This is a genomic window from Aureimonas sp. Leaf454 (genome assembly GCF_001424685.1).
Taxonomy (GTDB): Bacteria; Pseudomonadota; Alphaproteobacteria; order Rhizobiales; family Rhizobiaceae; genus Plantimonas.
On the sequence record NZ_LMQT01000001.1, the window covers coordinates 935,081 to 948,263 of the forward strand.

The 13,183-nt window shown below is 67.8% G+C and carries 9 protein-coding genes; 2 read left to right on the forward strand and 7 right to left on the reverse strand.

From position 1 onward, the window contains the following. Positions 1-173 precede the first annotated feature (173 nt). The 3 genes from ASG43_RS04215 to ASG43_RS04225 form a co-directional block, all read right to left on the reverse strand. The gene (locus ASG43_RS04215) at positions 174-1,694 is read right to left on the reverse strand and encodes an amino acid permease (RefSeq protein ID WP_056500488.1); all 1,521 of its coding nucleotides are present in this window, start codon (positions 1,692-1,694) and stop codon (positions 174-176) included. Positions 1,695-1,793: 99 nt separating this feature from the next. After that, on the reverse strand, positions 1,794-2,576 hold the full coding sequence (gene eutC, locus ASG43_RS04220; protein WP_056500491.1) for an ethanolamine ammonia-lyase subunit EutC: 783 nt from the start codon (positions 2,574-2,576) through the stop codon (positions 1,794-1,796). Positions 2,577-2,579: 3 nt separating this feature from the next. Further along, on the reverse strand, positions 2,580-3,950 hold the full coding sequence (locus tag ASG43_RS04225) for an ethanolamine ammonia-lyase subunit EutB (RefSeq protein ID WP_056500494.1): 1,371 nt from the start codon (positions 3,948-3,950) through the stop codon (positions 2,580-2,582). A 167-nt stretch (positions 3,951-4,117) separates the two neighbouring features. Between ASG43_RS04225 and ASG43_RS04230 the strand changes: the two genes are divergently transcribed. Next, positions 4,118-6,667: a heavy metal translocating P-type ATPase gene (locus ASG43_RS04230; RefSeq protein WP_056500503.1), complete on the forward strand. Its 2,550-nt coding sequence runs from the start codon at positions 4,118-4,120 to the stop codon at positions 6,665-6,667. Between the two features lie 60 nt (positions 6,668-6,727). On the opposite strand, the gene ASG43_RS04235 is transcribed toward ASG43_RS04230, so the two are convergent. Next, positions 6,728-8,797, reverse strand: a complete 2,070-nt coding sequence (locus tag ASG43_RS04235; protein ID WP_056500506.1) for an NADH:flavin oxidoreductase — start codon at positions 8,795-8,797, stop codon at positions 6,728-6,730. A gap of 360 nt (positions 8,798-9,157) precedes the next feature. Between ASG43_RS04235 and ASG43_RS04240 the strand changes: the two genes are divergently transcribed. Continuing rightward, on the forward strand, positions 9,158-10,852 hold the full coding sequence (locus tag ASG43_RS04240) for a PAS domain-containing methyl-accepting chemotaxis protein (RefSeq protein WP_244487959.1): 1,695 nt from the start codon (positions 9,158-9,160) through the stop codon (positions 10,850-10,852). Positions 10,853-10,933: 81 nt separating this feature from the next. On the opposite strand, the gene rpe is transcribed toward ASG43_RS04240, so the two are convergent. From rpe to ASG43_RS04255, 3 genes are all read right to left on the reverse strand, one after another. Continuing rightward, on the reverse strand, positions 10,934-11,620 hold the full coding sequence (gene rpe / locus ASG43_RS04245) for a ribulose-phosphate 3-epimerase (protein WP_056500512.1): 687 nt from the start codon (positions 11,618-11,620) through the stop codon (positions 10,934-10,936). Beyond that, positions 11,617-12,543: a CbbX protein gene (gene cbbX, locus ASG43_RS04250; protein ID WP_056500515.1), complete on the reverse strand. Its 927-nt coding sequence runs from the start codon at positions 12,541-12,543 to the stop codon at positions 11,617-11,619. Before cbbX ends, rpe begins: the two co-directional genes overlap by 4 nt. A 179-nt stretch (positions 12,544-12,722) precedes the next feature. Further along, positions 12,723-13,142: a ribulose bisphosphate carboxylase small subunit gene (locus tag ASG43_RS04255; RefSeq protein ID WP_056500518.1), complete on the reverse strand. Its 420-nt coding sequence runs from the start codon at positions 13,140-13,142 to the stop codon at positions 12,723-12,725. Positions 13,143-13,183: the final 41 nt, after the last annotated feature.

Sequence of the window (13,183 nt, forward strand, 5' to 3'; positions counted from 1 at the left end):
CTCGAAGCGCCGGGGCCGCTCACTTCAGGAACGCCGTCCGTCGAACCCGCCAAGCACATCATCGTCGCAGAACCCGGAACCCGTATCGCTGCGACCCTTCTAGAATGCCGGCCGCCGCCCGTCCATCGCCGGTCTCCCGCCGCCGGCCCCGCTGGCCGCCTCGCCGGCGGACCTCACTCGGCCGGTTTCGCCGCAACGGCGGCTGCGCGAACCTGCGCGTGTTCGATGGCGAACTCCTCCTCCGGGGAGAGGATCAGCTTGTGCCGGCCGACCAGCGCGAAATAGGCGATGGCGACCGCGAACCAGAGCGCGACCCAGACGACGCCCTTGAAGAAGTTCGGGTCCTGGACCTGGTAGAACAGCGTCACGATGGCGATCGCGATGGTCAGCACCGCGCCGGGAATGCCGAGCGGCGAGCGGAACGGCCGCTCGATCTGCGGCATGTTCCTGCGCAGGAGGATGAACGAGAGCGCCTGCAGGATGTAGGAGAACATCGCGCCGAAGACGGCCATGTTGAGGAGGATGGTGCCGATCGCCGCTCCGCCCTGTTCCGCGCCGAGCGCGAACCAGATCGTCAGCATCACGGAGAGCCCCACGAGCGCGCCCGCGATCATGGCGACATGCGGCGTCTTGAACGTCTTGTGGGTCACGGAGAGGAAGGTCGGGAAATATCCGGCCCGCGACAGGGAATAGACCTGCCGCCCCTGCGCATAGAGGATCGTGTGGAAGCTCGCGATGAGGCCCGTCAGCGCGACGCAGCCGAGCAGCACGACGCCGCCGTCGCCATAGACCGCCTTGAACCCGTCGAGCAGCGGCTCCAGAGCCGAGCCGAGATGGAAGGAGCCGACGCCGGGCAGCGAGGGATTGAGGAGGACGATCATGAAGGCGGACAGGATCAGCGTCGCCATGCCGAGCATGATGCCCCTCGGCATGTCCCGCTTCGGGTCGACCGATTCCTCGGCCGCCAGCGGCAACTGCTCGATGGCGAGGAAGAGCCAGACCGCGAAGGGCAGCGTCGCCAGCACGCCGGAAAAGCCGAAGGGGAACCAGGGGCCGTTGCCCTCGGGCAGTTCCACCGCCGCCCCGTCCGGCCCGACGCCGATGTTCAGCGCCCAGCGCGAGAAATCGATGTTCGGGATCGCCGAGATCCAGAAGAAGACGAGAACGGCCAGCGAGATCAGCGTGATGACGAGCGTGACCTTGAAGGAGAGTTCCAGCCCGTAGATGTTGAGCGTCAGGAAGATCGCGTAGAAGGCGACCCAAACGAAGGGCGAATAGGCGGGATCGAGACCGAGGATCGAGTTCACATAGGCCGTGATGAAGGTCACGATGACCGCCGGCGTGATGACGTATTCGACGTTTTCGCACAGCCCCGTGACGAAGCCGCCCCAGGGTCCCATGGCGGTGCGCGCAAAGGAATAGGCGGCGCCCGTGTGCGGCAGAGCCGGGCTCATCTCGGCGATCGAGAAGGTCAGGCCGAGATACATCACGGCGATGATCATGCCGGCGACCAGCATGCCGCCCCAGCCGCCCGTCGCGAAGCCGAAGTTCCAGCCGGAGAAGTGGCCGGAGATCACCGCCCCCACGCCGAGCGCCCAGAGCGACCAGACGCCCGCATACCGCGACAATCCACGCTTGTCGAAATAGGCGGCATCCGCCGTTTTGTAGGAAACGCCCGTCGTGCCGTCCTGCATCGCTTGCCCCTCGCGATCATGTCACTCTGAAGTGAAACCTTCTCCGACCTGCTGTCAATCGCATCACACGCACAAAATGCCCAGCGACGAGGCAGCCACTCATGGAGACGTCCCGGCGATGGGGATGGACGTCGCGGCGGTTTCGATCAGCCCTTCGTCGTCCTTCAGCCGGACGCCGCTGAAGCCGAGCGCGAGCGAGCGCGTGAGCAGCCCCGCCAGTTTGGCGGCGGCCAGCGACGGCGCCAGCCCGCCGATGCGGATGTTGGAGACGCAATTGCGGTCGGCATCGGTGCGCCCGCTCCGCGGCGCATGCGTGATGTAGGCGCCGAGACTGTCGGCGGCGGACAGGCCCGGCCGCTCTCCGATCAGCATCAGCACCAGCCGCGCCCGGAGGGCTTCGCCGATCGGATCGGAAAGAGCGACGCGCGCGCCCGTGGCGAGCAGGACCGGCGTGACCTGAAGATCGCGCGGGAGGAGCGCGAGGACGCCGAGCGCGGTCTCGGCCGCATAGGTGTTGACCGCCTCGGCCGACAGCCCGTCGCCGATGACGAGGCAGAGGTCGGGCGCGCCGAGACCGAGGGCTTCGAGATCCGCCTTCGACGCGCAGGCGAGGCGCCGCCCGAGATCGGGACGGCGCAGATATTGGGGGCGACCCTCGGCCTCGCTGGCGACGCGAAGGCTATGGACGCCGCCGTCGCCGAGCGCGGCGGCGATCGAGTCCTCGTCGAAGCGCGCGTGCACCGCATCGCGTGCCCTGGCATGCGCCTCGGCGAAATCGAGATGGGCGGCGGTCGGCAGACCCGCGCCGTGACGGCCGAGCGCGATGCGGGCCTGCGTGTGCCGGCGAAGCACGGCGAGCGGATGGTCGGGGCTGCCGCTCATGGATCAGGACGCCTCCAGCAGGCGCGAGCGCGATAGAAGCTCCACGTCCAGCGCGGCCTCCTTCGCCGGCGGCGCAAGGCGTCCGGCCCCGTCGAGGAGACCCAGTCCCTGCGCCCAGGCTTCGAATTCCGGCGCGGCGCGCAGACCGAGCGCAGCCCGGAGATAGGCGGCGTCGTGATAGGACGTGGACTGATAGTTCAACATGATGTCGTCCGAGCCCGGCACGCCCATGACGAAGTTGACGCCCGCCACGCCGAGCAGCGTCAGAAGCGTGTCCATGTCGTTCTGATCGGCCTCGGCGTGGTTGGTGTAGCAGACGTCCACCCCCATCGGCAGGCCGAGCAGCTTGCCGCAGAAGTGGTCCTCCAAGCCGGCGCGCACGATCTCCTTGCCGTCGTAGAGATATTCCGGTCCGATGAAGCCGACGACCGTGTTGACGAGCAGCGGATCGAACGCGCGCGCCACGGCATAGGCCCGCGTCTCGATGGTCTGCTGGTCGATGCCGTGATGGGCGCCCGCCGACAGCGCCGAACCCTGGCCGGTCTCGAAATACATCGCGTTGCGGCCGACCGTTCCCCGGTCCAGCGAGGCGGCGGCGTCGTGTGCCTCCTTCAGGACGGCGAGATCGATGCCGAAGGAGGCATTGGCCGCCTGGCTTCCCGCGATCGACTGGAAGACGAGGTCCACCGGCGCACCGCGCTCCATCACCTGCAGCGCCGTCGTGACATGGGCGAGGACGCAGGACTGGACCGGACAGCCGAGTTGCAGGCGCATCTCCTCGATGAGATCGAGGAGCCGGATCATCGCGTCCGGACTGTCCGTCGCGGGATTGATGCCGATCGTGGCGTCCCCGCAGGCGAAGTGCAGTCCGTCGAGGATGGAGGCCGCGACCCCCTTCGGATCATCGGTCGGATGATTCGGCTGAATGCGGACCGACAGGCGTCCGGGCAGGCCGACCGTGGTGCGGAAGGCCGTCACCACCGGACGCTTGCGCGCGATGGCGATGAGATCCTGGTTGCGGCAGACCTTGGAGACGGCCGCCACCATTTCCGGCGTCAGCGCGAAGGTGAGCGCGGCGATGGTCTCGAGGGTCGCCTCGTCCGAGAGAAGCCACTCCCGGAACGAGCCGACGGAATGGTGGGCGATGGCGCGGAAGGCCGCGCCGTCGTGCTGGTCGAGGATCAGCGCGGAAACCTCGTCGACCTCCGGATCGATCAGCGGCACGTCGAGAAAGGTCTGGAGCGCGGTATCGGCGAGGACGCGCTGGGCACGGACACGCTCGGCCTGCGAGGCGGAGGCGAGGCCGGCCAGGACATCGCCGGAGCGTGCCGGGGTCGCCCGCGCCATCAAGGTCTTCAGCTCGTCCGGCGTCATCCGGCCCTCCCCGCTCCGACAGTCTGATCTTGCCGCACTGGAAGGCATTTCACGGGTCTGGTCAAATTCGATCCACATCGGGGAAACCCGACCCGACGCCTCTTGACCTTCCCGTGACGGGAAGCCCCATCTGCAGAGGGTACGACCGCCGACCGAGGAAGCTGCCCATGTCCGTTGATCCACTGCACGATCGCCTGCACCGTCATGATCATGCCCACGTTCATGCGACAGGGACAGGCGCAGGCGCAGGAGAATTCGTCACCCGCGATCCCGTCTGCGGAATGACGGTCGATCCCGCGGCCGGCAAACCGAGCCACGAGCACGATGGCCGGCTGTTCCACTTCTGCTGTGCCGGTTGCCGCGCGAAATTCGAGGCCGATCCGGCCGCCTATCTCGAGGCGACGGATCCGGTCTGCGGCATGAGCGTCGACCGCGCGAGCGCCCGGCACATTGCCCGGCACGAGGGCCGGCGCTTCTATGTCTGCTCGGCCGGCTGCGAGACGAAATTCACCGCCGATCCCGCCGCCTATCTCGGCGAGCGCCCCGCACAGCCGCCGGCGCCGTCCGGCACGCGCTACACCTGCCCGATGCATCCCGAGGTGATCAGCGATCATCCCGACGACTGTCCGAAATGCGGCATGGCGCTGGAGCCGATGGGGATCCCCGATGGCGACGAGGGGCCCAATCCCGAACTCGTCGACTTCACCCGCCGGTTCCGGGTCTCGGTCTTGGCGGCCGTCCCGCTCCTCGTCCTCACCATGGGACCGATGGCCGGCCTGCCCGTGCGGTCGCTTCTCGGCGAGCGCGCCGCCGTTCTGGCGGAATTCGCGCTGGCGACGCCGGTCGTGCTCTGGGCCGCCCTCCCCTTTTTCCGCCGGGGCTGGCGCTCGATCGGGAACAGAAGCCCGAACATGTGGACGCTGATCGCGCTCGGCGTCGGTGCCGCCTACGCCTACAGCGTGGTCGCGATGATCTTTCCCGGCCTGTTTCCCGCGTCGTTCCGGACCGTCGGGCCCGGCATGGGTGGCCTCGACATGGGCGGTCCGGACATGGGGGGCGCGGTGCCGGTCTATTTCGAGGCCGCGACCGTCATCGTGGCGCTCGTCTTCGTCGGGCAGATCCTCGAACTGAAGGCCCGCGAGCGAACCGGTTCGGCCATTCGCGCCCTTCTCGACCTCTCGCCGAAGACCGCACGACGCCTCCGGCCGGACGGGACCGACGAAGAGATCGACGTCTCCGCCGTCCGAAAGGGCGATCGGCTCCGCGTGCGCCCGGGATCGAGCATACCGGTCGACGGGACGGTCCTCGACGGCCGCTCCTCCGTCGACGAAAGCATGATCACGGGCGAGCCGGTGCCGGTGGAGAAGACCGCGGGCGATGGCCTGACCGGCGGCACGATGAACGGGTCCGGCTCGCTCGTCATGCAGGCGGAGCGGATCGGGGCGGAGACGACGCTCGCGCGGATCGCCGAGATGGTGGCGGGCGCGCAGCGCTCCCGCGCGCCCATCCAGGGGCTCGCCGACCGCGTCGCCGGCTACTTCGTGCCGGCGGTGGTGGCCGTGGCGATCCTCGCCTTCGCGGCCTGGGCGCTGTTCGGCCCCGCGCCCTCCATGACGCATGCCCTGGTCGCCGCGGTCTCGGTCCTCATCATCGCCTGCCCCTGCGCGCTCGGCCTTGCGACGCCGATGTCGATCATGACGGCGACCGGGCGCGGCGCGCGGGCGGGCGTCCTCGTGCGCGAGGCGGAAGCGCTGGAGAGGCTCGCCGGGATCGACACGCTCGTCGTCGACAAGACGGGGACGTTGACCGAGGGACGGCCGGTCCTCACCGACGTCGTCGCTCTCGACGGCGACGAGGACGGACTGCTCGCGGCGGCCGCGACGCTCGAGCGCGGCTCCGAACACCCGCTGGCGGAGGCGATCGTCCGGGGCGCGCTGGCGCGCGGGCTGACCCTCGGCGAGGCCGCGGACTTCCGGTCCGAAACCGGCAAGGGCGTGCGCGGAACGATCGGCGGACGCTCCTTCGCGCTCGGCAATCTCGCCATGATGGCAGGGCTCGATCTCGGCGCCTCGCGCGCAAGGGCCGAGGCTCTCCAGGCGGAGGGCCGCACCGCGATGTTCATCGCCGTCGATGGCAGGATCGCCGGGATCGTCGCCGTCGCCGACCCCATCAAGGAAAGCGCCGGCGCGGCCATCGCCGCCCTGCACCAAGCCGGCATCCGCGTCGTGATGGCGACGGGGGACACCGAGCGCACGGCAGCGGCCGTCGCGCGGCGGCTCGGCATCGACGAGGTGCGGGCCGGTCTCCTACCGGAGGAAAAGCAGGCGCTCGTCGCCGAACTCCAGGCCGGCGGCGCGAAGGTCGCCGTGGCCGGCGACGGGGTCAACGATGCCCCGGCCCTCGCGGCGGCCGATGTCGGGATCGCGATGGGCACGGGTGCGGACGTCGCGCTGGAAAGCGCCGGCATCACCCTTCTGAAGGGCGACCTCGGCGGCATCCTGCGGGCCCGCCGCCTCGCGGAGGCGACGCTCGCCAACATCCGGCAGAACCTCGCCTTCGCCTTCGGCTACAACCTCATCGGCGTGCCGGTCGCGGCGGGCGTCCTCTATCCCGTCTTCGGCTGGCTTCTCTCGCCGATGCTCGCCGCGGCCGCGATGAGCCTGTCGTCGGTTTCGGTCATCGCGAATGCCTTGCGCCTGCGAACGGTGAAGCTCTGACGGGGTCGGGACGGGCGCGCTGCGCCGCCCGAACCGACATCGCGCCTCGCCCGGACCGACCTAAACCAGCATCGCGTAGCGCAACCCGTCGTAGATCGCCGCGTGGATGTTGCGCGACGACACGGCATCGCCGAGCCGAACGAGGTGAAACCCGCCGGCGGCGTTTCGGTCCGGAAGCGGCCAGCGTTGGGCGAGAAGCGCCTCGTAGTCGACCGCTCCGAGGTTCTTCGACTGCGGCTTCAACGCGAAGTAGAGCTCGTCCATCGCCGCGGTGCCGTGCTCGACCACGACCTGCCGCACCTCGCGCTCCTCGATCGCACCAGGAGCCCAGGCAGACGCCAGCATGGCGACGAGCCCGTTGCCCCGTCGACGGACGCCGGTGAGGCGCGTCGCGATGGTGACGCGCGTCGCCGTCTCGGCGAGCGCTTTCTGATAGGGCACGTGGTTCATGCCGCCGATCTCGGGCGCGAAGTTGCGCTCGGGCGACACCACCTCCAGCGCGACGCCCGACCGCGCGATCATCTCGGCCGCGGACATGCCCTGGTGCCCGCCATGGTCGTCGTAGAGGAGCACCGGCCCCTCCGGCTTCACCGCGCCCGACAGGATGTCCCAGCTCGAGACGACGAGATCCTCGCCCTCGGAAAGCTCCGGGTTCTGCGGCAGGCCACCGGTCGCGACGAAGACCATGTCCGGCGCTTCGGCGAGCACGTCGGCTCCTTCCGCGTAGACGTTGTAGCGGATCTCGACGCCGAGCCGCTCGAGTTCGGACAGGCGCCAGTCGACGATGCCCTGGAGTTCCCGGCGCCTGGGCAGGCGCGCGGCGAGACCGATCTGCCCGCCGGCCGACCCGCTCGCCTCGAAGACCGTGACGCGGTGGCCGCGTTCGGCCGACACGCGCGCGGCCTCCAGCCCCGCCGGCCCGGCGCCCACGACGATGACCCGCTTTGCCACCGGCGCCCGGCCGAGAACGTGCGGCATCGTCGCTTCGCGGCCCGTCGCGGCATTGTGGATGCACAGCGCGCCGCCGCCCTCGTAGATGCGGTCGAGGCAGTAGGTCGCGCCGACGCAGGGACGGATCTCCTGCTCGCGTCCGGCGATGATCTTCCTCACGATATGCGGGTCGGCGATATGGGCGCGGGTCATGCCGACCATGTCGAGCTTGCCCTCCGCGATCGCATGGCGGGCGGTCGCGACATCGGCGATGCGCGCGGCGTGAAACACGGGATAGCGCGTCGCCGCCCGGATCTCGCCCGCGAAGTCGAGATGCGGCGAGGCGGGCATGCCCTGGATGGGAATGACGTCGACAAGGTCCTTGTCGTGGTCGAGATGACCGCGGATCACGTTGAGGAAGTCGATCTGGCCGGAGCCGACCAGCCGCCGCGCGATCTCGACGCCCTCTTGGCGGGACAGGCCGATGTCCCAGGCCTCGTCCACCACCATGCGCGTGCCGACGATGAAGTCCGGACCGACGGCCTTGCGCACGGCGTCGACGATCATCCAGGTGAAGCGCATGCGATTGTCGAGCGAACCGCCGTGCTCGTCCTCGCGCCGGTTCGTCGCAGGCGACCAGAAGCTGTCGAGAAGATGGGCATAGGCCTCGATCTCGACGCCATCCAGCCCGGCCGCCTTCATGCGCGCGGCGGCCGCGCCGTAATCGGCCGCGATGCGTTCGAGATCCCAGTCCTCGGCCGCCTTCGGAAAGGAGCGATGCGCCGGCTCCCGGATGGCGGAAGCGGAGACGACCGGCAGCCAGTCGCCCTGATTGGCGCCCGTGCGCCGCCCGAGATGGGTGATCTGGATCATCACCGCGCAGCCCTCCTCGTGGCACTCGTCGGCGAGGCGCTTCATGTGGGGGACGATCTCGTCCTTGTAGGCATGGAGATTTCCGAAGGCCGGCGGCGAATCCGGCGAGACGATCGCCGAGCCCGCCGTCATCGTCATCGCGATCCCGCCCTTCGCCTTTTCCACGTGATAAAGGCGGTACCGGTCCTTCGGCATGCCGTCCTCGGAATAGGACGGCTCGTGCGCCGTTGAGATGATCCGGTTCTTCAGCGTGAGATGACGCAGCTGGAAGGGCTGCAGCAGCGGATCGTTCGAGGCGAGTTTCTGCGGATGGGCAGTCGCGGGCATGGCGGAACCTCGATGACACGTTGCCCCATCATGCGCATCCGGGCGGCCGCAGTCGATCCAATCGAGACACGCCCTGGCTTGTTCGCGACGGCTCCGGGCCGGCCACTCGTCGCTTCACGCCGTCGGGCTCTCCAGGCTCGAACGCTTCGATTGTAAGTTTATCATAATATATATGCCGAAGAAATTTTGTCAGACACAGTATGAACTATATGATACTTATTAGTAGGTTTTTTAGTCTTCACGAAACCTTGAGGAATTGCCGCTAAATTGATCAGTATCGGTCTCTGCAGAACACCTCTAAACAGAGCGATTGACGGGAAGACGGAAATGCTTTTCCAGGGTTCAAGTGCGTCGGATATCATGGCGGCCCTCGATCGGTCTCTCGCCGTCATCGAATTCGACCTGAAGGGGATCGTCCTCAAGGCGAACGAAAACTTCTGCCGCACCCTCGGCTATGCCGCGTCGGAGATCGTGGGACAGCATCACCGCCTGTTCGTCGGCGACGAGATGGCACGCTCCGCCGAATATGCCGAGTTCTGGCGGCAGCTCGGCGAGGGCCAGTTCGTCTCCCGCGCGTTCAAGCGCTTCGCCAAGGGCAACCGCGAGATCTACATCCAGGGTTCCTACAACCCGGTCAAGACGAAGGGCGGCAAGGTCTACAAGGTCGTCAAGGTCGCCTCGGACATCACCGCGGAAACCGTGAGCGCGATGGCCGATGCCGGCAAGATCGCGGCCATTTCCCGGGCCCAGGCGGTCATCGAGTTCACGCCCGAAGGCAATATCCTCACGGCGAACGAGAACTTTCTCGGCGCCCTCGGCTATCGAGTCGACGAGATCGTCGGCCGTCATCATCGCATCTTCGTCGATGCCGCCACCTCCCAGTCCTCGGCCTACGAGGACTTCTGGCAGAAGCTGCGCCGCGGCGAATTCCAGGCCGACGAGTTCAAGCGCATCGGCAAGGGCGGCAAGGAGGTCTTCATCCAGGCCTCCTACAACCCGATCTTCGACGACGAGAAGCGGGTCAGCCGGGTGGTCAAGTTCGCGACCGACGTCACATCGCGCGTCACGGCGGTCCGCGTCCTCAGCGAGGGCCTGACGGAACTGGCCGGCGGCAACCTCACGCGGCGCATCGACCAGACGTTCATCCCGGCCTTCGAGAACACGCGGCAGAGCTTCAACACCTCCCTGGAAACGCTCCAGGCCGCCATGCGGGCGGTTTCCCACAAGGCGAACGGCATTCTCTCCAACGCGGACCAGATCCGCAAGGAAGCCGACCATCTCTCGCACCGGACGGCCGAGCAGGCCGCAGCGCTCGAGCAGAGCTCCGCCGCTCTCGCCGAACTGACGGGCTCGGTCCGGGAGGCCGCGCAAGGGGCCGATGACATCGGCCAGCTCGTCGCCCGCACCAAGGGCGAGGCCGAACGCTCCGGCATCGTCGTCTCCAAGGCGATCGAAGCCATGGGGGAGATCGAAGGTTCATCCGACAAGATCGGCCGGATCATCGGCGTCATCGACGAGATCGCCTTCCAGACGAACCTCCTGGCCCTGAACGCCGGTGTCGAGGCGGCGCGGGCCGGCGAGGCCGGACGCGGCTTCGCCGTCGTCGCGCAGGAGGTGCGTGGCCTCGCCCAGCGCTCGGCCGAAGCCGCCAAGGAGATCAAGACCCTGATCTCGGCCTCCTCCAACCAGGTGAAGGGTGGCGTCGAACTCGTCGGCGCCACGGGTCGCGCCCTCGACGACATCATTTCCAAGGTCGCGGAGATCGACAATCACGTCACGAGAATGGTGGCCTCGGCCCGCAGCCAGTCGGTTGGCCTCAACGAGATCAGCATCGCGATCGGGACGCTCGACCAGGGCACGCAGCAGAACGCGGCCATGGTCGAGGAAGCGACCTCGGCGGCCAACGAGATGGCGAGCGAAGCCGACGCCCTCAACACCCTGCTGGGGCAGTTCACGATCGAGCCCGAACAGCGCCGGGGACCGGCGCCCTCCCCCGCCCGCGCTCTCAACGACCGGCTGCAGCAGGCCTATCCCCGCACCGGCACCTACGGTTGAGGGATCCGTCGTGACGGAAAAGGGGCGGCGCCGAACCCTCGGCGCCGCCCCGTTCACGGCTCGATCGGCGAAGAAGACGGTTCAGGCCGCGCGGGCCGCCGCGGCCTCGACGCTGTGGCGGATGGCGGTCATGTTGCGGGCATAGTCGGCCGGCGTTCCGCCCTTGAAGACCGCCGAGCCCGCAACGAGAACGTTCGCGCCCGCCGCCACGACGAGCGGCGCGGTCTCGGGTGTCACGCCCCCGTCGATTTCGATGTGGATCGGCCGGTCGCCGATCATCCGCTTCACCCGCGCGACCTTCTCGACCACGGAGGGGATGAAGGCCTGCCCGCCGAACCCGGGATTGACCGTCATCAGCAGCACGAGGTCGAGCCGATCGAGCACGTATTCGATGACGCTTTCCGGCGTCGACGGATTGAGCGAGACGCCGGCCTTCTTTCCGAGCGAGCGGATGGCCTGGAGCGAACGGTCGAGATGCTTGGTCGCCTCGGCGTGGACCGTGATGATGTCGCAGCCGGCATCGGCGAAGGCTTCCAGGAAATTGTCGCAGGGCTCGATCATCAGATGGCAATCGAAGACCTTGGCCGACGCCTTGCGGATCGCCTTGATGATCGGCGGGCCGAAGGTGATGTTCGGCACGAAATGACCGTCCATGACGTCGAGATGGATCCAATCCGCGCCGGCCGCATCGACGTCGCCGACCTCCTGGCCGAGGCGGGAGAAATCCGCCGAGAGAATGGACGGGGCGATGATGAGATCGGTCGTCATGCGGGCATCTCCGGATCTGTCGTTCCGCCTGCTTGGCTGAAGACGCGGCTCGCGGCAATGTCGCTCGCCTCGATGGTGGACAAGGCGTCGGCATCGAGTGGGCCGAGCCCGCCTTCGAAGAGCCGGTTCGCCTGGCGCAGACGCGCCCGGTCCAGCGCGTTGCGGATGGAACGCGCATTGGCGAAATGCGGCTGGGTGCGGCGATGCCCGATGTAGCTCTCGAGCACGGCGCGCGCCGCCTCGCTCAGGCGGTAGTTCTGCCGCTCCAGCATGCCGAGCGAGATCTGCAGGAGTTCTCCGTCGGAATAGTCGGGGAAGTCGATGTGGTGCGCGACGCGCGACCGGAAGCCCGGATTGCTTTCGAAGAACTTGTCCATCCGGTCGGCATAGCCGGCGAGGATGACGACGAGATCGTCGCGCTTGTTCTCCATGACCTGCAGCAGGATCTCGATCGCCTCCTGCCCGTAGTCGCGCTCGTTGTCGGGACGGTAGAGATAATAGGCCTCGTCGATGAAAAGGACGCCGCCCATCGCCTTCTTCAGGATCTCCTTCGTCTTGGGCGCGGTGTGGCCGATATACTGGCCGACGAGGTCGTCGCGCGTGACGGAGACGAGATGGCCTTTGCGGATGTAGCCGAGCCGGTGCAGGAGGTCGGCCATCTTCAAGGCGACCGTCGTCTTGCCGGTGCCGGGATTGCCGGTGAAGCTCATGTGCAGCGTCGGCGTGTCGTGGGCGAGCCCCATGGACTTGCGCGCCCGCTCCACGAGCAGCAGCGCGGCCGTTTCCTTGATCCGCTTCTTCACGGGCTTCAGCCCGACCAGCGTCCGGTCCAACTCGTCCAGCACCTCGCCGACGCCGGCCTCCTCGTATTCGCGCTGGAGGTCGACGGTGGCGGGACGTTCGACGGTTTCAGTGGTGCTCATGGGATCCTCGGATTCGATGAGGTCGGAGCGAGGTGCCCCCCCTCTGCCTGCCGGCATCTCCCCCTCGAAGGGGGGAGATCAGTCACGTTGAGGCCAAAGCGGCCGATCTCCCCCCTTGAGGAGGAGATGTCCGGCAGGACAGAGGGGACGCCTCGCGCCGCCGCTGTCCCAAGGTCACCTCAGGCGTAGCGCTCGCCCTCGGGACGATCGAGCGAGTAGCCCTCGGTCGAGTACTTGATGTTGCGGCCCTTGTCCTCGCTGCGCTTCAGGCGGAAGCCCGGCTCCTCGGCGGGGCGGTTGACGAGGAAGGACAGCTTCACCGATTCCCAGCCATGGGTGGAATCGAAGGCGGAGACGCGGATGTAGCGGTTGCCGTAGACCTTGCGGCATTCGCCGAGCTCCATCATCACGCCGGCCGCGTCCGGAACGTCGAACATCGGGTGGCCCCACATGTCCCAATAGGTGTTCCGGGGATGGGGGTCGTCGGTATACTCGATGTTCACGGCCCAGCCGTTGTCGATGCAGTACTGGACCTGGGCCGCGATCTGCGTGTCGGTCAGATCGGGCAGGAACGAGAAGGCGCCTTGGGTGATGCGCATGGGATGTCTCCTGAAGGTTCGAAGGGCCCGCGAGGGGCGTC

Excerpts from the sequence above, each read along its gene's own strand:
- rpe (WP_056500512.1), bottom strand. The coding sequence starts at position 11,620 with ATGACGACCGATCTCATCATCGCCCCGTCCATTCTCTCGGCGGATTTC.
- ASG43_RS04240 (WP_244487959.1), top strand. The coding sequence starts at position 9,158 with ATGGCGGCCCTCGATCGGTCTCTCGCCGTCATCGAATTCGACCTGAAG.
- ASG43_RS04235 (WP_056500506.1), bottom strand. The coding sequence starts at position 8,797 with ATGCCCGCGACTGCCCATCCGCAGAAACTCGCCTCGAACGATCCGCTG.
- eutC (WP_056500491.1), bottom strand. The coding sequence starts at position 2,576 with ATGAGCGGCAGCCCCGACCATCCGCTCGCCGTGCTTCGCCGGCACACG.
- ASG43_RS04225 (WP_056500494.1), bottom strand. The coding sequence starts at position 3,950 with ATGACGCCGGACGAGCTGAAGACCTTGATGGCGCGGGCGACCCCGGCA.
- ASG43_RS04215 (WP_056500488.1), bottom strand. The coding sequence starts at position 1,694 with ATGCAGGACGGCACGACGGGCGTTTCCTACAAAACGGCGGATGCCGCC.
- cbbX (WP_056500515.1), bottom strand. The coding sequence starts at position 12,543 with ATGAGCACCACTGAAACCGTCGAACGTCCCGCCACCGTCGACCTCCAG.
- ASG43_RS04230 (WP_056500503.1), top strand. The coding sequence starts at position 4,118 with ATGTCCGTTGATCCACTGCACGATCGCCTGCACCGTCATGATCATGCC.
- ASG43_RS04255 (WP_056500518.1), bottom strand. The coding sequence starts at position 13,142 with ATGCGCATCACCCAAGGCGCCTTCTCGTTCCTGCCCGATCTGACCGAC.